The sequence below is a fragment of the Microbulbifer sp. ABE4_465 genome (assembly GCF_056160765.1).
The window spans coordinates 17,338-36,785 of sequence record NZ_JBSWXV010000002.1 but is presented as its reverse complement, the minus strand read 5'-3'; the positions used below and the strand labels follow the sequence as shown (position 1 = coordinate 36,785).

The following is a 19,448-nucleotide window of genomic DNA, read 5'->3' as shown; positions in this document are numbered from 1 at the left end:
CAGCGAAAGCTGCCATTTTTTTTGGGGCACGGTGCTAGACAGGAATCCCTGCGCGCTCGAATTTCTCAGCTAGCGGCGCAAGCTCCGATTCGTAATTTCGCCAGCGCGCCAAAGCCGTTTTATACAACGGAGAGCGAACCTGTGCTGAACTCGCTGTGGCCACGGCACTTTGGTTTTTATGGAATTGACCACAAGCTTCCTGCCAGCTCAACCCGGCTCCGCTAACAAGCGCCTTCGCATCGCGGTCGAAATGACTCACAAGATCTTCATACCGCTGGAAGATGACCTGGCCAGAGAGCGAGTCCTGCCAGCGCAACTTAAGCTTCCAATACGCGACATAGTAACGCCCCAATTCTTCCAGGTCGTATGAAAATGGGTATCCCATCTGAAACAATGTTTTAAACATGCCGAAACAGGAATCCAGCGGATGGCGCTCCATCCAGATCGTAGTCGCCGCCGGCATGGATCTCGCAATCAGGCCTGCATATAGAAAATTAAGCGGTGTTTTGTCGATCACTTTTGTGCGACTAACCGGATAATTATTTATCCGATTTAGGTAGCCCCTGGCTATTGTCTCTGGGGACCACCCGACAGTTTCCCGAATTAGGGCTTCCTTACTCAGTTTCTTTCCGGCGCTCGCCATCAGTGACATAGGAAAATCAGTGATTTCTCCCAGACTGGTGCAATCGCTATGGCTGGAAAGTATACGATCAACCAAAGTGGTTCCGGAACGCGGTAAACCACAAACAAATACCATTTTCGAGCCATCGAGATCCGGATCAATTTTATCCGCACCACCCATCGCGGGAAGCTGGCCGTGCTGGTCACCAATCAGTTCCAATGCGCGCACATCACCTTCGACACTGTATTGCATACCTTGACGGCGGATCTGCGCTCCCTTTTGAAAACTGGAAAAAGCCTCGGTGTACTCTCCCAAGTCTTCCAATTCTTTACCCAGAGCAAAAAGGAACTGAACCCTCTCCGAAGCCCGCAAGTTCGAACGGGATAATGTTGCCAGAATCCGTTCCACACTGTTTTTGTTGCGACTTGCTTTAGCAAGTCCGCTTAACACCTGCTGTGCTTGCCCGTCATCAGGAAATTGCTCTACCAATGACCGCAGAATAGAATCGGCCTCCGCAATTTTTCCTACCGCAACAAGGTTCGCAGCCAGATTATAGCGAGCATCCCTGTCCCCACTTGCCGCCAGCTCACGATAAATTTCGACACCTTCGGGAATTTTCTGGCACTGGGTCATCAGTTGGGCACACTCAGCCAGTTGGCGGCGACTACCAACCGCACGCAACCGGTACTCAGTCAACAACTCCGCCGCCTGGGCATGCTCGCCAGAGAACATCAGGCACCGGATAGTGTGGGGGAAAAGAGTGATGGCATCGGGCCATTTCTGCCGTGCGCCAAGTAACTCTGCGAGTGCTTGTGCGAACTGGTTTTTCAGCAGGTGCTGATTGGCCTGCTTGATTGCCTCTATTACGGAATCGTTGTCGGTGAGCAAAATTTTTCCCCGCGTAAAAAAAGGGGCGCTAAGCGCCCCTAAATCATATCAGCAACAATGACGTCACACGAAACCCGCGCTTAGAATACCAAGCGCAGATTGGCGCCAATGGTGCGAGGCAGTGCGAGAAACTCTTTAGAACCATTGCCAAAATAGTTCTGAGATGGGTCGGTTCCCATGTACTCTTCTTTGAATACACCAGTGGTTCCCGCTTCATTGGTCAGGTTTTTGGCAAACAGTGTCGCGGTCCACCAGTCTCCAGCCAGCCCGATGTGCCCGTCCACAATCGCGAAGCCATCCAGTTCCGCAGCAAAGCGCGGGCTTTCACTGGCTGCGTTAGTAGTCGAAGACTGATAGTAACCGGCCAGGCGAGCAATCAGATTGAGACCGCCATTGCCAATCGGTGCACTGTAGTCGAGCGCCGAAGTCAAGGTGTGCTCCGGAGTACCCGGCAAGCGTGTGCCAGCACCGGCGATGAGCCCTCCAACTGGGGAGATCAGATCTTCATCCAGCTCCGCGTTGACATAAGCATAGCCGAGGCCATAAGACAGGTTATCGGTCAGGCTTCCCTGCAGCTCAAATTCGATACCGCTGGTACTGGCGCTCTCACCGTTGGCAACCACGTAGAAACCGTTGAGGGTGGACGTGTTGATCTGTACATCATCCCAGTCAACCATGAACGCGGCCAGGGTATAGCGCGCAGAACCCAAAGTGCCTTTGATACCGATTTCGGTGTTCAAGACCGAATCGGAGTCATAATCGAGCCAGGCATCACTTTCTGCGAAATTACCCGACAGCGGGACGGCATTATTACCACCGCGACGGTAGCCTTCGGAAACGGTCGCGTAGGCCATGGTGTCTTCACTGATATCGTAAGACACGTTACCTTTGAACAAGGTCCCGGAGTCCGCGGTGCTACGATTCTCGTTGACCACGTCACCTAATACACCCGAGCCATACAGAGGCAGATCCATAAACACGTCGGACTCATACTCGTTGTCAAAGTAACGAGCACCCAGGGTGAAGTGCAGGCGATCGAGGTGCCAGGTAGTTTCACCGTAAACAGCATTTTCGGTAAAGTTGTCCTGGCGGTCGTAATCCCAGTCCTGGTCAGATGCAACGACATCGATACCCCATGCAGCTTCTGCCCAGCGGTCGAATCCGCGCAGGTAACTCTGCTGTGCACCCGCAGTATCCTGATTAATATGGAAAACACCGACGGTCCAGTCGAAGTTATCGGTGGCCTGGGAAACCAGTCGCACTTCTTGGATAAAGGCACTGTCCTCATACTGGCGCGCGGCCTGAGCCATTGGGCGCGTGTGGTTGTAGTAGAAACCACCGATCCAACCCAACTGCGCGTAAAAGCCGGTATTCTCAGAAATGGATTCGCCAGCATGATCGTACTGAGAAGTCGCTGAGGTCAGCGTAGCAAACCCGAGGTCAATATCGACTTCCAGAGAAGTCATATCAGCTTCGCGGCTGGAGGGCTCAAGTTGAATAGAGCCGTTCTCATAGTCATCGTACGGGTTGCCGAAACCATCGGTCCCCAGTGTCTGCTGGCGACGACCACCGATGTCGTCTTCCTGCATCATGTGGGTCAATACTGCTTCAATATTGTCCGTAGGCTGCCACAGAGCCGCCACCTTCACATATTTGATATCGACAGTATCCGCATCCTCTACGGTGCGGAATTCTGCATCCGGAGAAAGTACGCCATTCGGAGCTGTCGGCAAACCTTCGCCGTCCAGCTGATATACATTGACGTAATCAACCACACCGGCGCCATCGACAAAGCCCGCAGCCGCTCGCACCGCGAAACTATCTGACAACGGCAAATTGATGACTGCATCGCTGTAGTAATTCAAGCCTTCCGAACCGGCAGTAGATGACACACCCGAATTGAGATTTACCTCTGCACCCTCAGTACTGGGTTTGCGAGTGATATATCGTACGGTGCCGCCAAGTGAGCCAGAGCCATAAAGGGTGCCCTGCGGACCACGCAGTACTTCCACGCGCTCCAGATCTTTAAGGATAAAGTTTGCGTATACCGGAGTGCTATTGATGTAAGTGGAAACGGTAGGGGATGCCGACAGCGCATAGTCACCCAGCGCAGAACCATCGACGTTGAGACCACGAATCATCACGCCATTGATTACACCAGAGTTGCGGCTGCCCCGGTCCACAACAGCGACACCGGGAATATTGCGCATCAACTCCGCCTGATCAGTGATCTGGGCAGATGCCACTGCATCCCCAGAAACCGCAGAGATGTTGTAGGGGATATCCTGCATTGAAGCTTCACGGCTGGTTGCCGTTACAATAATTTCTTCAATCGGCCCTTCATTTTCCGTTTGTGCGAGCGACATCTGCGGCACGCTGAACAGCGCCCCGGCAGATACTGCCGCGACTGCGGTTGCCAATGTAGTTTTGCTGAAACCCTGCTTGATTGGTTGTTTCATGATGCCCTCTGCTAGGTTTGGATCTCTTATTTTGAATTTTCGCCGCTGGCCAAACTGCGCCGGCTTTTTGTTGTGATTCTTTTGTATAACTGGACCCTGGCCTATACCTAGTGCCAGTTAGTCTACAACGACTGGTCCAGTTTGTTATGGTGATAAAAAGCCATCCTGTGAGAAATGAACTTTTGTCTAGCCAGTCTTACTCCGGCACTTTCAGCTCGCCGAGCTGCTCCAGCGCAGGGGATACCGCTCCCTGCTCGTACTGCGGATAGCGCACTTTGCCGTCGCGGAAGCTCTTCAGGGTCTGGCCCAGACCTTTCATACCGCGCTCGCGCACCTGAGTAACTTTTTCCACATCAAGGTACAAAGCAACAACTTCCTCCTCGATTGAGGCCTCGTGGAGAGTATCCCCTTCTGGGCCCACGATAATCGAGCGGCCGTTGCCCTGCTCGCCGGCACCGTTCACGTCGACCACATAACACTGGTTCATCACTGCGCTGGCGCGGACCATGGAGAGTTCGTCTTTGCGGTCGATGGTGTCAGTCTTGGTGGGGTGAATAATGACTTCTGCCCCCATCCAGGCCATGGCGCGGGTAGTTTCCGGGAACCACATGTCGTAGCAGATGGAGACACCGAAGCGACCCACCTCGGGCACATCGAATACGACGAACTGGTCACCGGCGGTAACGCCTTTTTCGTACGGCAGGAAGGGGTATATCTTGCGATAGCGGGCGATCACTTCCCCCGCGGGATTGATGACCGGCGTGGTGTTAAATACCGCGCTGCCACATTTTTCGTACATGGACCCCGGGATCAACCAGATGCCCAGTTCCCGAGCGGTGCGACAAAACGCGTCCTCTTCGGCGGAGGGCAGCTCGCGGGCGTGTTGTGCGCCGACTCCGCGCAGGGCCAGTTCGCTCAATACGATCATCTTGACCCAGGGGTAGCGCAGTTTGGTGCGCTGGATTTTCTGCAGAAGCAGCTCGAGATTGTCTGCTTCATCCAGTTTCAATTGCAGTGCTGCTATGCCAAAAGACCTGCGGTTGCTACTCATCACACCGGTTCCTGATTCTGGATTATTGATTTTTGTTGTTGCCGCAGCCTTTCCGGTGCAATCCGGGGTAGACCTTGGCCAGCTGGATTAATACTGGCCCAGAGCAGCACTCAGCTATAGGGCCAGATGGGCAACAGGCATGAGTCCAACCGGGGAGTGGGTGGCGGAATACGGGATTTGGACCTAATCATTGGGGGGATCTGGCACTATTACGCGAGCTGTAATAAGTTAGCTTTGGTCCGGCACAGGAACCGACCGCGACTTTTCTTGAATGGACGTCGGTTCAATCGATAAGACAGATAACAAGCTCTTCCAAAGCGCCGGAGTACCAATGAAAAATCCTGTCCAGTCTGCAGCGACAGACGCCCCTGAATCAGGCTATTCCGGAAATAAAATTCCCGAAAATGCCGGAAAAAATAGTCTTTTGGTCAGCAATGGCTGGATTGCGAGCATCTTTCTCGCGTTCCTGTCTTCCGCGGGCCTCTACTATGTAAACATCTTTCCGGTCATCGTTGACGCGTTGATGGCGGGTGCCGGGCTGAGCGCCGAGCAGGCGGGGCAGATCACATTCGCCAACACCATGGGCGCGGTGATCGGTGCTTTCACGGTTTCCTGGCTGATCCGGCATATCCCGCGCTGGAAGCGAGCCGCAGCCATTCTGCTGTGCTGCTCCATCGGCATGGATGTGCTGACCATTCAGCTGGCCAACCTGGACCTGCTGATTCCATTGCGACTGGTGCACGGGATTCTCGGTGGTGCCCTGGTGGGACTGGGCTTTGCGGTCATTGCCCGCAGTGGTATTGCCGGGCGCAGTTACAGCATGGTGCTGCTGGTGCAATACACCGGCGGGGCCATCGGGGTCGGTTTCCTGCCAGCGCTGGTTGTGGAGCACGGCACCTACGTGCCCTTCTTTGCGCTGATTACCTTCAGCGCACTCACCCTGCTGATGCTGCCGCTGATTGCCGACTACCCGCTGCCAACGGAAGAGGAGAGTCGCGCACACGCAGAAAACGCAGCGCCGCTGCCTCTGGCACCCATCATCATCACCCTGATTGCGCTGTTCTGCTTCCAGTTCGCAAATATGGCGCTGTTCGCTTTCATTTTCGACCTGGGCAAAACCTTTGAGTTGCCCCTGGGCTTTATTAGCCAGACCCTGTTCTGGGCAAACCTGATCGCCATTGGTGGCGCCGCGCTGGCGGCGGTGACCGGGCAGAAATACCCACTGGCCAAACCCCTGGCCGCGGCACTGATCATTACTCTGCTGGGCCTGCTGCTGTTCGTATTCAGTGATATTCGCCCGCTGTTTATTCTGGCCAATGTGGTCACCGGAATTACCTGGGCTTTCTGTGTCCCCTATTTCCTGACCATGGCTTCGCGCTTTGACAGTGCCGGGCAGATGGGTGCGTTTGGTGGCTTCGCGTCGAAGCTGGGGCTGGCCTGTGGACCACTGTTTGCGGGCTACTTCATTACCGGCGGAGGCAGCTATACCCAGCTGATCCTTGTTACCGTTGTGGTACTGGCTATTTGCCTGGTTGCGGTGCCCGCCGCGGCGCGACTCGATCGCGCCTCATCGAATTAACGCGCGTTCAATTTACTCGTTTGCAATAATCGCCGCATCAATCAGTTTGCCGGTTTCATTGAACCACTTGATGCGGTGGCCATCGGTCACCACGTAGAAACTTGCCTTGCGGCCGTAGGACCAGGTGCGCCACTGGCGCACCCACTGGTCGCCGTCGAGCCACCAGCGTCCGGTGTCGGTCTCGTCCATCTCCACATCGTTACGGGAATAGCCGAGCATAGTGCCGTCCGGCTTCAACTCGATGCGGTAGGACTCGCCCAGGGTGTTGGTACCGAGGAATATGGCCCCGGGCATCTCCCGCTGCAAATCTTCCGCGCTAAGGCGTCGGCCAGAAGCCACATCCAGTGTCTCTTCTTCCGCCTGCAATTTGCCGTTGATCAATTGCGCCAGGACCCGCACACCTCCCTCAATCTTGTCTGCATCAATCGCAGAAAAGCCGAGTCGCACGGCGCTGCCATCCCCCACTGTTTCCAGCAATAATCCGTTCTGTTCAGCACTGATTTGCAGCTGGGCGCCATCCACATGGGAGGGCAACTCCAGCCAACAGGCGGTGCCGCAGCTGGCGCGGCGGACTTTCAACTTGGGCAGGTGGTACATCAGGGCTTCGCCCAGAGCGGTCCACCGGTCCTTCAATTGCTGAGTGATCTTAAATAGCGCTGCGTCGAGGTGACCGGCCGCGACAAATTTGGCCAGCAAGCGCTGATTGAGTGCCGGTACCCGTTCGCGCAGGGTGTAGCGCAGTGCGCGCAGGCGCTGAATCACCGGCTTCGGGGCAACCACAAATGCGAGCTGCATCCCGGGGTCGATGATCTTTGGAAACTGATAGAGATAGATAACCGAACTACCGCCTTCCATACTTTTCAACGGCGGCAACGGATTCCCGTGGTAGCAGAAATCGTGGTCGCAGTCGTTTTCGATAACCACGGCCTGCTGCTCCCGCGCCTGCCTTAACAGCAGCCGGCGTCGCTCCAGACTGGTGGTCACCGCGGTGGGATTGTGCACGTTGGGCTGCAGGTAAATGCAGTGGGCCGCTTTGCAATTGTCATCCAGCAGTGGCCCGTCCGCATCTTGTGTGAGCGGTAAAATTTGCGCGCCGGAGCGCCGGAATATCTCCCCGGTTTCGCCACCGGCGGGCCGCACCAGTGCAAGCTTTCGCTGATTTCCCAGCAGTAATTCACCCAGCAGATAGCAGGCCTGCTCCATACCACTGGTCAGCAGTATCTGGCCCGGGTCCACGTAAATACCGCGGCGCGGCAGTAGCCGGGTACAGATCTGCTCCACCAGGTGCCGATCGTCCTCGTTATTGCCAAGGGTTGCCCACTGCGCGACTTCCCGCGCGGTAAAAATATCCCGTGTGCACTCCCGCCACTCCGCACTGGGGTACAGCCGCGGATCATATTCATTGCTGACAAACGGATAGGGATACTGCAACCAGTTGGCGGGACGATTCTGCAGGGCGCGACGACTGACAGATACAGGGTTGCAGTGGGCGCGCCAGAACTGCCGATCGTCCTCGTCCCTTTGTGGCTCGCCGGCATTGTGGCTGATAACACCCTGCTGCGACACGGTCTCACTGACGAAAAAGCCACTGCGCTCTCGGGTCACCAGAAACCCGTCATCCACCAGTTGCTGATAGGCGAGCACCACGGTATTGCGGGCGACGCCGAGCTGCTCGGCCATACGGCGCGACGAAGGCATTTTATGGCCCGCGGGAATACTGCCAGAAAGAATACCCTGGATCAGTTTTTCACGGATTTGCTGCTGCAGACTTTTATCCGCAGCGGGATCGAGAACGATCAGTGCTTCGCTCATGAACGGCTCGTTATATTTGTATTGGCCTGGTGCCCTTGAGATTGATCGCAGTTTGCACGGCGCCCCGTCCAGTTTCAAGCACAGTGCGACCCGGCACAGACGGGTGCCCCCTGTACCGGGGACGCCCTGTTAGCGGACGATTGCGCTCAGGCTTTATTCCGTGCGCTCAGCCAGCATGCGTATTGCGTGCCAACTTTTTCAGCCGGAATGCCAGCCACACCAGAATGAATCCGAACACAATCGCGTAACTGCCGATCAGCCACAGCAGGGCCAGTGCGCCAGCGCCGGGCTTCAGCAACAACACAAGACCAAAGATAACCGACAGTAGCCCGGCGAAGATCAGCAGCCACTCGTGATCGATTTCCTTGCGCAGACGAACAGCGCCAATGATTTCAAAAATACCCCGCACCAGCGCCCAGGCACCGATAAAGATCACCAGCACCAGCGCGGTCACCTGTGGATAAACGAAGGTAACGATACCTGCGGCGATACCGGTAATTCCCACAAACAGCAGCCACCACAGTGAAGAGCGCTCCACCTGACCACGCCCCTTGACCGCGCCGTACAGCGCTACCACACCGTCGATCAAGGTGTAGATGCCGAAAAGAAGTACCAGGCTGAGCAGGGATATGCCCGGCCAGACAAAGGTGAGCACACCGAACACGATGGCAAACAGGCCGCGCACCAGCGCCACCCACCAGTTCTCGGCCATGGCGCGCAGTAGCGGGCGGGTTGAAAGGGATACCTGAGATTCGCTTTCTGGTGCCATGGGCGCCTCCTGACCTTAGGTGTCCCGACACAGGATCACCGTCTAGCCGGAGTTTTAGTCTCCCCTACCCCAGAAAACGAGATTAATTTTCCGCAGAGGTGGGCATCAGGGCAGATGCCTGCCCAGTAGAAGACTACCCAGAAGAAACCTACCCAGGAAAAACCTAGAGGGTAGCTGCGCTGCTGTTCGGCTCTTCGCCTACCGCTATTTCACGCAGAACCTTTACCGCCTGTCCCGGCTGCAGTCGCTCGGCACCGCGCACAATGACCTGGTCGCCATCGCGCACATCGCCGGTGATCGCGATCCAGTCGCCGTCGCCACTGCCGGTGGTGACCGCGAGACGCTGCGCCTTGCCCTCGTCATCCACGCGGAATACGTAGGCATTGCCATCGCGCAGGATCAGGGCGTCACGGGGAATGGCGATGGTCTGCTCTGCCGCACGCAGGGGAACGGCGACCTGCACCGGCAAACCGGCTATCCACCCGGCGGCCACTTCTGTCGGCAAACTGACCAGTAATTTCACCCGGCGGGAGCCGGTATCGGCGACCGGCACCAGTTGCCGCACCTGCCCCTGCACCACTGCAGCGGCGGACTCGCGTTGCGCGCGGTTGCCCAGCAGGTCGCTGCGCAGGGTCAGGGAGTCGCCCTGTTGCAGCAGTGGCAGTGCCCCGAGGGGAATATCCGCTTCCACTTCCAGCTGGCCCATGTCCAGCGCGCGCATCAGTTCTTCACCGGTGCGTACGTATTCACCGGCCTGCAGTTCACGGCTGACCACCAGGGTGTCGAAGGGCGCATTGATACGGGTTTTTCCCAGTTCGTACTGGCTGCGGTCGCGGGCGATTTCTGCCGCGGCCAATTGCTGCGCCAGCGCTTCTCGCTCCGCCTGCTGTTCTTCCAGCGCCGCGCGCGACGTGCTGTTGCGTTCAGCCAGGGATTGCAGACGACTCAGCTGCGCATCCATATAGGTCAGGCGCGCCTGCAGTTGTTTGATCTGGCTTTGTGCATCGCGCAGCTGCAGTCTCCACGGAGTGGCCTCCAGCTCCGCAAGGCGCTGGCCCTGCTTTACCCGTGTACCCGGCTCGGCGACATATTCCAGCAGGCCGTCCAGCTGCGAGGACACGCGAATATCCCGCCGGCTCACCACACGCCCGGCGGCCCACTGACTGGGCGAGAGATCGCGCAACTGTGCGCGGCTGGTGGAAACCGCAACGCCTTCCTGGGGTCCCTGCGCGAGAGAGGGCAAGGCAAAGAAACTGCCGACAATCAGCGCTGCGCTGAGCCAGGTGGAAAATCGCTTGTTCGCTTTTTTGACTACTGTTCTGGTCGTTTTCATTGTGAGTCACTCCCTGCGCCGGACGCGCGGAGGTTTTGTTGAATTTGTCGAACACCGGGCAGAACAACATTGCCGGTTTGCAACAGGGCGGGCAGCAAGATCAGGGTAAACAGGGTGCTCACCGCCATACCGCCGACAATCACCGCCGCCAGCCCGCGATAAATCACGCTGCCTTCCCCGGGTGCCACCAGCAGCGGCAACATGCCAAATACACTGGTCAACGTGCTCATAAAAATCGGCCGCAGGCGCAGCTTCAGGGCCTGCTCCACCGCAGATGTGCGATTGAGCCCTTCCAGCTCCGCGGCGCGGGTCTGGTGTACCAGCAGGATCGCGTTGTTCACCACCAGGCCGAGCAGGATCACAAAGCCGATCATGGTCAGCAGGTCCAGCGGCTGGAAGCCGAAAAGGTTAATCAACCGCAGCGCCAGCACACCGCCCACCGTCGCCAGTGGCACCGTCAGTAAAACCAGCGCCGCATCTTTCAGCGAGCGGAACAGCGCGCTCATCAACAGGAACAGGATCACCAGTGCCAGTACGAAATTCTGTGAAAGGGATTTGATCGCGTTATCCAGATCACTGGCATTGCCGCCCACCAGAATACTGCCGTCGGCGGGCATCGCGGCCTGGAGTTTCGGTAGTATGTCCGCCTCGATCTGTGCGCGCACTTCCTCCAGGGAAACATCATCCGGCGGCACGATGCGCAAGCTGATGGTGCGGCGCCCGTCCACCCGGCGAAGACTGCCCGGCCCCACGGTGCGCTCAACGCTGGCCAGTTGCGACAGCGAAGTAATCTGGCCACGGGGAGTAACCAGCGGTGTATTTTCCAGCTGCTCCGGGGTACTCCACTCCTGCGCCTTGAAAATGACATCCAATCGTTTTTCACCGTTGAAGTATTCGCCCACATACAGGCCGTTACCCAGCGCGCGAATCAGGCTGCCCATATCCTGACGGTTCCACCCCTGCTCGTAGATGGCGCGATCGTCCGGGTGCACGGTGAGCTCCGGCTCTGCCAGCGCCAGGCCCGGGTTCGGCTGTACCGGCACCCCGGGCATCTGCTCACCGAAAATCTCCACGCCGGCTGCGGCGGCCTTCATCAAGCCCTCCGCATCTTTGGATTGCAGGTGCAGCTCGATCTGGCGATCGCCGCCGAACTGACCAAACAAATTGCCGCGCGCGGCAAAGCCCTGGAAGTCCGGAATATCCTTGAGCACTTCCTGGCGCAGGATACGCTCCATATCCGCAGCCTTGCTCATGTCTTTCACCCGCACGCCCATGGTGCCGCCATTGGGCCAGGTGAGGATGTAATAGTTTTTCAACGCCGGCTCTTTTTCGCCGCGCATATACGGGCCCATACGCCGGTCGATTTCTGCCACCACTTCTTTGGCGATGGTTTTATTGTTGGTGGCCGCAGGGAAATTCAGCCACACGTCCACCGCATCCCGTTTTACCGGCGGCAGATAGTCGAGCTTGGGTAACAGCAGCCAGGTCGCGGCCAGCGGCAGCACCAGAAACAGACCGATCACTCGCCAGCGCCGCGCGGTGGTGGCGGTAAGTCGCATCACCCGGCTACTGATTTTTTCCCACAATGGCGCGAGGCGATCGCGCGCAGATACTTCTGGCAACCAGAGTTTTGCCGCGACCGGCACCACCGCGACCGCAACCAGCAGTGAGAACACCACCGCTACCGCAATGGTGAGCGCGAGATCGCCGAATATCTGTCCTTCCACACTGTTGAGGAAAAACACCGGCAGGAAAATGGCCACGGTGGTCGCGGTGCTCGCCAGCAACGCGCCCCACACCTGCCCGGCGCCCTGCTCGGATGCCTCATCGGGACTCTTACCCTTTTCCCGCAGGCGAATAATGTTTTCCAGCACCACGATGGCAGCGTCCAGCACCATACCGGTCGCGAACGCGAGCCCCGCCAGCGAAATCACGTTCACACTGCGCCCCGCCGCAGACAGCACCACAAACGTGGCAAGCAGGGAAATCGGGATCGCCGCCGCCACAATCAGGGTGGCGCGCATACGCCGCATAAACCACCACAGCACCCCCACCGCCAGCAACATGCCCAGTAGCAGGTTGCCACCGAGTAAACTCAGCGCGCGGTAAACAAAGATCGATGCATCGAAGGATTGCACCAGCACCAGCTTCTGATCCGCCAGCATGGTGTTGTTCAGCTCCGCCACCCGCGCCTTTACCCGCTCCAGGGTCGCCAGCATATTGGCACCGTTGGCGCGATTAATACGGATGGAAACCGCCGGGTTGCCGTTCTGCGTGGCGGTACCATTGGACTCCGACGGCGCCACCTGCACACTGGCGATATCCCCGAGGCGTACCGCCTGGCCATCGCGCCATTCCAGCACCAGTTGCGCGAGTTCATCCGGGCGGTATTCCCCGGCGAAACGCAGGGTATAGCGGCGACGCCCCACATCGGTAAAACCACCGGAAACATCCCGCGCCGACGCCAGCTGCTGAGTCACCAGTGGCAACTGAATCCCCAGCTCCGCCGCCTTCCACGGATCAAACACCACCTGTAGCTCTTCCCGCGCGGCCACGCCATTCTGCGCCTCCACACTCGCCACCCCCGGCACCGCCTCCAGCTCCGGGCGCAACACATCCTCGATCAAGCCGGTGTACTCGCGCATGGTGTTCGGATTGCCCGGCAGCAGCTGCAAAAAGAAATAGGTCAGCGGCGATGTATTGCCACCCCAGCCACCCAGCATCACCCGCGGCGGCTCCGCATCCCGCGGCAGTGGCGGCAGACTGCTCATGCGACTGATCACATCGATCAGCACCTTGTCCATATCCGTGCCCATGGCAAACTCGAGGTTCACCCAGGCACCGCCACGGCCGGCATTCACCTGCATCATCTCCAGCCCGGTCACTCCCTGCAGCACCGACTCGATCGGCTCAACAATTTCCGCCTCCACCTCTTTTGGTGAAGCCGCGCGCCACCCGGCCTGAATGGTGATCTGCGGATTTTCGATATCGGGAAACAATTGCACCGGCAGCTTGCTGGCGAGAAACGCACCCAGCAGCACGGCAAGCACCACGGCGACCGCCGTGGCTGCAGGGTTTTTCAGCGCGGTATTGGTGAGCGACATGCTCGCGACCCCATCAACGTTTGGTTTTTATAAAAATTCTTGTTGATGGAAGGTTAACTGCAGGGGAAAGGAAAACAATCGCGTTGCGATAGAGAGAAATAAAATGCAGCCGAGCTGGAGAGGATTCAGGACGATCGACTTACGAAGTGCAATACCTTGATGCGAAGGCAGAGTGCTGGGTATCTATTTTCAAAAGCGTCGCAAACAGGAAGTTTGCGCCGCAGCGCCCAGGGATGGGTTCACAGCGGTTTTGAAAATAGATACCCAGCACTCTGCCGCCACGGAATGGAAAAATATAGGACCACAAGGCCTAAATAAAATGTTGAACCTTATTCTTATAACTGCGGCTCATCTTCAATCGCTCGCCGTTATTCAGCACCAGGTGATACTCGCCGTTGATGTGCGCGCAAATCTCCCGCACCCGCTTTAAATTGACGATGGTCGAGCGATGAATACGCTGAAATACCTTCGGATCCAGCTGCTGTTCCAGCTCCTTCATGGTGATACGCATCACATGGGTTTCGCCATTGGCGTGCACACACATATAGTCACCGGCGGCATCGATCCAGTCGATTTCCCGCGCCGGCACCAGGGTAATTTTTCCCGAATCCTTGATCGCGATCTTGTCCGGATAGCGACTGCCACCCAGCTCACCAGCCGCCAGCTTTTCTTCCAGCGCCTCCGGCGATTCCTGGGTCAGATCGGCCACCGCCTCCAGTAACTGCTCGCGCTGCGCCACCAGGTTTTCGCTACCCAGCTTCGCGCGCACCCGCTGCAACGCCACCGCCAACCGGTCTTCCTCAATCGGCTTCAGTACATAGTCCACCGCGTTGACCTCGAAGGCCTCAACCGCGTACTGATCGTAGGCCGTCACAAACACGATCTGTGGAATATCGTCCTTCGGCAGCAACTGCACCAGCTCCAGGCCACTGACGCCCGGCATCTGGATATCCAGGAATGCGACATCCGGCTTCAGCGCCAGAATCTGCTCGCGCGCCTCGCGGCCATTGCCGCACTCGCCAACCACCTCGATACCGCCCAAATTTTCCAGGCGCAGGCGCAGACCGCGCCGGGCCAGGGGCTCATCGTCCACAATGATGACTTTCAGGATTTCGTTACTCACTGGTCGCTTCTCTCCGGGTAATCCTTTTTTTATCCCTGCTTGAGTTTATTCCTGTTCGAAGGGAATACGCAGGTGCACTGCCAACCCGCCTTCGGGGCGATTGCAGAAGCGGGTCTTCTGCTCAACGCCGTAGAGTGCACGCAAACGCTCACAGGTATTGCGGATGCCAACACCGGCACCATGCCCCAGGCCGGCGAGATCCTGCTCGCGCACCCCCGGGCCATTGTCACTGATTTCGATCAGCAGTTCGCCGGCAAACACCCGCGCCTTGATCGTAATCTCACCGCCCCACTCCCGCTGGGAGATACCGTATTTGATCGCGTTTTCCACAATCGGTTGCAGCAGCAGACTCGGCACCAGCGCCCGCGGCGCATCGCCATCCAGGTCCACATTGATCTGCAGGCGATCGGCGAAGCGCACCTTCTCAATGTCCAGGTAGAGCATCAACGCTTCCACCTCTTTCGCCAGGGTCACCTTCTGCATGGGGTCATTATCCAGGGAGTGGCGCAGGAACTGGGACAGCCGCGTGACCATGCTGTTGGCGGTCTTGCCATCCTGATCCAGGATCAGGGTAGAGATGGCATTCAGGGTATTGAACAGGAAGTGCGGATTGAGCTGGTAGCGCAGCATCTTGAGCTGCGACTGGTGGGCGATGGACTCCGCCTTCAGTGCCTTCTCCTGCTGTTGCAGGGAGGTCTGGTAGTACTTGATGCCGTAGTAGAGCGCGGTCCAGGTCATGTAGATCAGGAAGGAGTAGGAGAACCAGTAGACCGCCAGCACCATCGGGTGGTCATCGCTCTCCTTGCCGTAGAGCCACAGGGATCCGCCAAACTTGATCGCCGCCCACAGCGCAGCCGCGACAATGATGACACCCAGGGTACCGATCAGGCGGGTCGCCGGCGGCTTGTCCCACAAGCGCTGGAAACCGCGGCGCATGCCCTCGGACAGGGCGATGCCCGATGCCGTCGCCACCGCCAGATAGCCGGTGTACAGCCAGTGGCTCTCCACCCAGAAGAAGCCGCCGATAAAGGTCAGCAGTGTATAACCTGCCCAGCCGCTGAATTGCAGCGCCCAGTACTGGTTGCGCTCGGACGCCAGCCAGTCGGACAGCCAGTTGAAAACGGTAGTACCCATAAATCTCCAAAGACGCGCACGCACGGCGCCAATCTGGGAAAATAGCCTAAATGACGCGGGCCGTGGGCGAAATACCACCAAACGCAGCAATCGGACGGACTGCCGCAGAAAGTGCGGCGGGCAAAGGCAGATCGAGGAAACAGTGCGATGAACTACTGGCTGTTCAAGTCGGAGCCGGATGAATACAGCATTAATGACCTGAAGAGCGAATCTGGTCAAATAGGGCGCTGGGACGGTATCCGCAACTATCAGGCGCGTAATTTTCTGCGCGACCAGGTGGAAGAAGGCGACGGCGTGCTCTTCTATCACAGTGCCTGCAAGGTGCCCGCCATCGTTGGCACCGCCCGCGTAGTGCGCACCGCCTACCCGGACCCGGCGCAGTTCGACCCGGAGAGTAAATACTTCGACCCCAAGGCAACTGAGGACAAACCGCGCTGGTTCTGTGTGGATATCCGCTGGCAGAGCGCCTTTGCACGCCCGGTGCCATTGAAAGAGATCAAGCAGAACCCGGCGCTGGCGGAAATGGTGCTGGTAAAGCAGGGGCGGCTGTCGATTCAGCCGGTGACGGCGGCGGAGTGGCAACTGATCGAAGCCCTGGGCAATTAACCCTCCGCCCGCATCAGATGAATTCGGCTATTTCCGCCAGCGACTTTTTGCCAATTGCCGGTACCTGCGCACCCTCTTCCGGCAATCCCGCTACCACGATCATATAGGGGCGCTCGTTACTGGGACGACCGAGGATCTGGTTCAGGAATTTCATCGGACTCGGGGTGTGAGTGAGTGTGGCGATGCCGGCATTGTGCAGGGCGGCCAATAGCATGCCGGTGGCAATGCCCACCGATTCGGACGTGTAGTAATTTTTGCGCTGCTCTCCCGCATCCCCTTCGGAAAACTTTTTCAGAAAAATCACGATCAGGTAGGGCGCAGTTTCCAGAAACGGTTTCTGTGCATCGGTGCCCAGTGGCGCCAGGGCATCCAGCCACTCCTCCGAGGCGCGCCGCTCGTAGAATTCCCGCTCTTCCGCCTCCGCCGCCAGGCGTATCTCTTTTTTCACGGCTGCCGATTCCACCACACTAAAGTGCCAGGGCTGCATATTGGCACCACTGGGGGCACTGCCCGCGGTCAGCACCGCCTGCTCGATGACTTCGCGGGGAACTGGCTTGTCTGAAAAATCGCGCACCGAGCGGCGCTGTTTCATCCACTGGTAGAAGGAACGCGCACGCGCGATTTTGGTTTCGTCATCGAACCATTGAAATTCCAGCGGCAGAAATTTCTCGGAATCCGCCATCACACATACCCCCTAATCACAAATACTCCCTAATCACACAACGCCTTTGGTCCGCGCGATAAACAGGCTGAGCAGGGACAACACTGTCAGCACGGCGAGGATAATACCGAGCAGCAGGAAAGGTCTGAACGGCTTGCGCTCCACATCGTTGTGGCCACGTTGCAGATAGCGATCGACCTTGGCCTGGTCTTCGTCGGAGAGTTTTTTCGGCGGGATGGTGGTTTCGGAGTCTGGAGTGGGCGAATCGGAACTGGACGAATCAGGAATAGACATAGGTAACCCGGGATCTTTTTATTTTGATGACCCGAGTTTAGGAGATTCGCCGAAATGAAAAAAGCCCCGCGGGTGCGGGGCTGTGATCGTCCGAAGGACCTGGATCCCGGATCGAGTTTGGGATGACGAGGCAAAGCAGGTTGCGCCGACTACTCGTCATGCCGGTACCGGATCTAGTCCGGCATGACAAAAACATCCGGCATCCAGCAACCGGGGTCAGAACAAGTCTTCTTCCAGATCCATCAGGGTCTCACTGCCGGCCAGCACACTCGCTGCCAGCGCCCTGGCCTGCGGCAGCAGGCGCGCGAAGTAAAAGCGCGCGGTCTTGATCTGACTGCGGTAGAAATCGTCGCTCTGGCCCGCGGCCACACTGGCCACCTTGGCCCACATAAACGCGTAGGCGACGAAGCCGAACTGGTGCAGGTATTCCACCGAGGCCGCACCCGGTGCGTTGGGATCGGTCTTGGCGGCTTCGATCACCGCTGCAGTCACGTCTTTCAGGCGTTGCAGCTCAGTGGCCAGCGGCACGATGAATTCAGAGAGAGCATCGTTCGCGGCATTGGCATCGATAAACTGCTGCACGTCGGCGGCGAACAGTTCAAAGAAGGCGCCGCCGTTGGCCACGGTCTTGCGGCCGATCAGGTCCAGGGCCTGAATACCGTTGGTACCCTCGTAGATCTGGGTGATACGCACGTCGCGCACCAGCTGCTCCTGACCCCACTCGCGAATATAGCCGTGGCCACCGAACACCTGCTGGCCGAGCACGGTGCAGTCCAGGCCCTTGTCGGTAAAGAAGGCCTTGGCCACCGGAGTCAGCAGCGCCACCATGGCTTCCGCGTGCTGCTTCTCTTCCCCTTCACCGTATTTGGACAGATCCAGCCACTTGGCCACATAGGTAGATAGAGCACGAGCACCGCCGATATACGCCTTCTGGGTCAGCAGCATGCGACGCACATCCGGGTGCACGATGATCGGGTCGGCGGCCTTCTCCGGCTGCTTGGCGCCTTCCGGGGAGCGGCTCTGCACGCGATCGCGGGCGTATTCGATGGCACTCTGATAGGAGCGCTCGGAAGCACCCAGGCCCTGAATACCCACACCCAGGCGCTCGTAGTTCATCATGGTGAACATGGCGGCGAGGCCCTTGTTCAACTCACCGACCAGCCAGCCCTTGGCACCGTCGAAGTTCATTGCGCAGGTGGCAGACGCCTTGATGCCCATTTTGTGCTCGATGGAGCCACAGCTCACGCCATTGCGCTCGCCCAGGCTGCCGTCTTCGTTCACCAGAATCTTCGGCACCAGGAACAGAGAGATCCCTTTCGGGCCCTTGGGCGCGTCCGGCAGTTTGGCCAGCACCAGATGGATGATGTTTTCCGACAGGTCGTGGTCACCGCCGGTGATAAAGATCTTGCTACCGGTAATGCTATAGCTGCCGTCGTCCTGGGGCTCCGCCTTGGTGCGGATAATGCCGAGGTCGGTACCGGCGTGAGGCTCGGTCAGATCCATGGCGCCGGCCCAGGTGCCCGCGTACATATTCGGCAGGTATTTCTCTTTCAGCGCGTCACTGCCGTGGGCGTCGATGGCCAGGCAGGCGCCGTTGGTGAGAATCGGGTAGAGCGCGAAGGAGATATTCGCCGAACACAGCATCTCTTCCACCTGGGCGCCCAGCATCTTGGGCATGCCCATACCACCAAATTCCGGGTTGCCCACCAGCGCACCCCAGCCGCCTTCGCAGTAGGTGGCGTAGGCTTCCGGGAAGCCTTTCGGGGTGGAGACCACACCATCGTTCCAGTGACAGCCTTCCTCGTCACCGCTGCGGTTGAGCGGGTCCAGGGTATTGGCGGCCAGCTTGCCCATCTCTTCCAGGATGGCATCGGCGGTTTCACGGTCGGCGGCTTCCGCCAGTGCGGGCAGGCGCGCCCACAGCTTGTCCGCCTCGAATACCTCGTGCAGCAGGAAGTTCATCTCGCGCAGTGGCGCCTTGTAATCGGCCATGGTCTCGCCTCGCAGAATCGG

14 protein-coding genes are annotated in these 19,448 nt (G+C 58.1%); 2 read left to right on the top strand and 12 right to left on the bottom strand.

Going from position 1 to position 19,448, the window contains the following annotated elements:
* Positions 1-34 precede the first annotated feature (34 nt).
* The 3 genes from ACXAG1_RS03920 to ACXAG1_RS03910 all read right to left on the bottom strand — a co-directional run bounded on the left by ACXAG1_RS03920 (position 35) and on the right by ACXAG1_RS03910 (position 5,020).
* Positions 35-1,510, bottom strand: a complete 1,476-nt coding sequence (locus tag ACXAG1_RS03920; RefSeq protein ID WP_475118988.1) for a sulfotransferase family protein — start codon at positions 1,508-1,510, stop codon at positions 35-37.
* 80 nt (positions 1,511-1,590) lie between these two features.
* Positions 1,591-3,969: a TonB-dependent receptor gene (locus ACXAG1_RS03915; protein ID WP_475118987.1), complete on the bottom strand. Its 2,379-nt coding sequence runs from the start codon at positions 3,967-3,969 to the stop codon at positions 1,591-1,593.
* A 196-nt stretch (positions 3,970-4,165) separates the two neighbouring features.
* The gene (locus ACXAG1_RS03910; RefSeq protein ID WP_475091552.1) at positions 4,166-5,020 is read right to left on the bottom strand and encodes a carbon-nitrogen hydrolase family protein; all 855 of its coding nucleotides are present in this window, start codon (positions 5,018-5,020) and stop codon (positions 4,166-4,168) included.
* A gap of 331 nt (positions 5,021-5,351) precedes the next feature.
* Between ACXAG1_RS03910 and ACXAG1_RS03905 the strand changes: the two genes are divergently transcribed.
* The gene (locus ACXAG1_RS03905) at positions 5,352-6,599 is read left to right on the top strand and encodes an MFS transporter (RefSeq protein WP_475118986.1); all 1,248 of its coding nucleotides are present in this window, start codon (positions 5,352-5,354) and stop codon (positions 6,597-6,599) included.
* A gap of 12 nt (positions 6,600-6,611) precedes the next feature.
* On the opposite strand, the gene ACXAG1_RS03900 is transcribed toward ACXAG1_RS03905, so the two are convergent.
* The 6 genes from ACXAG1_RS03900 to ACXAG1_RS03875 form a co-directional block, all read right to left on the bottom strand.
* Positions 6,612-8,411, bottom strand: coding sequence for an aminotransferase-like domain-containing protein (locus tag ACXAG1_RS03900; RefSeq protein WP_475091550.1), 1,800 nt, complete (start codon positions 8,409-8,411; stop codon positions 6,612-6,614).
* 166 nt (positions 8,412-8,577) lie between these two features.
* Complete coding sequence (locus ACXAG1_RS03895) at positions 8,578-9,180, bottom strand: HdeD family acid-resistance protein (protein ID WP_475091549.1); 603 nt, start codon at positions 9,178-9,180, stop codon at positions 8,578-8,580.
* Positions 9,181-9,343: 163 nt separating this feature from the next.
* A complete protein-coding gene (locus tag ACXAG1_RS03890) occupies positions 9,344-10,513 on the bottom strand; it encodes an efflux RND transporter periplasmic adaptor subunit (protein ID WP_475118985.1) in 1,170 nt (389 codons plus the stop codon).
* Complete coding sequence (locus ACXAG1_RS03885; protein ID WP_475118984.1) at positions 10,510-13,617, bottom strand: efflux RND transporter permease subunit; 3,108 nt, start codon at positions 13,615-13,617, stop codon at positions 10,510-10,512. The genes ACXAG1_RS03890 and ACXAG1_RS03885 overlap by 4 nt, the downstream gene beginning before the upstream one ends.
* Before the next feature lie 310 nt (positions 13,618-13,927).
* Complete coding sequence (locus ACXAG1_RS03880) at positions 13,928-14,740, bottom strand: LytR/AlgR family response regulator transcription factor (RefSeq protein ID WP_475091546.1); 813 nt, start codon at positions 14,738-14,740, stop codon at positions 13,928-13,930.
* 45 nt (positions 14,741-14,785) lie between these two features.
* A complete protein-coding gene (locus tag ACXAG1_RS03875; protein WP_475091545.1) occupies positions 14,786-15,874 on the bottom strand; it encodes a sensor histidine kinase in 1,089 nt (362 codons plus the stop codon).
* A gap of 147 nt (positions 15,875-16,021) precedes the next feature.
* On the opposite strand from ACXAG1_RS03875, the gene ACXAG1_RS03870 reads away from it, so the two are divergent.
* Entirely contained in the window at positions 16,022-16,480 is a 459-nt protein-coding gene (locus ACXAG1_RS03870; RefSeq protein WP_475118983.1) for an EVE domain-containing protein, read from the top strand.
* A gap of 13 nt (positions 16,481-16,493) precedes the next feature.
* Here ACXAG1_RS03870 and ACXAG1_RS03865 read toward each other — a convergent pair whose 3' ends face one another.
* The 3 genes from ACXAG1_RS03865 to ACXAG1_RS03855 form a co-directional block, all read right to left on the bottom strand.
* Positions 16,494-17,162, bottom strand: coding sequence for a nitroreductase family protein (locus ACXAG1_RS03865; RefSeq protein ID WP_475118982.1), 669 nt, complete (start codon positions 17,160-17,162; stop codon positions 16,494-16,496).
* A 33-nt stretch (positions 17,163-17,195) separates the two neighbouring features.
* Positions 17,196-17,435 carry a DUF3094 family protein gene (locus ACXAG1_RS03860; RefSeq protein ID WP_475118981.1) on the bottom strand — a complete coding sequence of 80 codons (240 nt, stop codon included), beginning with the start codon at positions 17,433-17,435 and terminating at the stop codon, positions 17,196-17,198.
* 216 nt (positions 17,436-17,651) lie between these two features.
* Positions 17,652-19,427, bottom strand: a complete 1,776-nt coding sequence (locus tag ACXAG1_RS03855) for an acyl-CoA dehydrogenase C-terminal domain-containing protein (protein ID WP_475118980.1) — start codon at positions 19,425-19,427, stop codon at positions 17,652-17,654.
* Positions 19,428-19,448 lie beyond the last annotated feature (21 nt).

Coding starts and splice junctions, on each gene's coding strand:
- ACXAG1_RS03915 (WP_475118987.1), bottom strand. CDS start 3,969: ATGAAACAACCAATCAAGCAGGGTTTCAGCAAAACTACATTGGCAACC.
- ACXAG1_RS03910 (WP_475091552.1), bottom strand. CDS start 5,020: ATGAGTAGCAACCGCAGGTCTTTTGGCATAGCAGCACTGCAATTGAAA.
- ACXAG1_RS03905 (WP_475118986.1), top strand. CDS start 5,352: ATGAAAAATCCTGTCCAGTCTGCAGCGACAGACGCCCCTGAATCAGGC.
- ACXAG1_RS03900 (WP_475091550.1), bottom strand. CDS start 8,411: ATGAGCGAAGCACTGATCGTTCTCGATCCCGCTGCGGATAAAAGTCTG.
- ACXAG1_RS03895 (WP_475091549.1), bottom strand. CDS start 9,180: ATGGCACCAGAAAGCGAATCTCAGGTATCCCTTTCAACCCGCCCGCTA.
- ACXAG1_RS03890 (WP_475118985.1), bottom strand. CDS start 10,513: ATGAAAACGACCAGAACAGTAGTCAAAAAAGCGAACAAGCGATTTTCC.
- ACXAG1_RS03885 (WP_475118984.1), bottom strand. CDS start 13,617: ATGTCGCTCACCAATACCGCGCTGAAAAACCCTGCAGCCACGGCGGTC.
- ACXAG1_RS03875 (WP_475091545.1), bottom strand. CDS start 15,874: ATGGGTACTACCGTTTTCAACTGGCTGTCCGACTGGCTGGCGTCCGAG.
- ACXAG1_RS03870 (WP_475118983.1), top strand. CDS start 16,022: ATGAACTACTGGCTGTTCAAGTCGGAGCCGGATGAATACAGCATTAAT.
- ACXAG1_RS03865 (WP_475118982.1), bottom strand. CDS start 17,162: ATGGCGGATTCCGAGAAATTTCTGCCGCTGGAATTTCAATGGTTCGAT.
- ACXAG1_RS03860 (WP_475118981.1), bottom strand. CDS start 17,435: ATGTCTATTCCTGATTCGTCCAGTTCCGATTCGCCCACTCCAGACTCC.
- ACXAG1_RS03855 (WP_475118980.1), bottom strand. CDS start 19,427: ATGGCCGATTACAAGGCGCCACTGCGCGAGATGAACTTCCTGCTGCAC.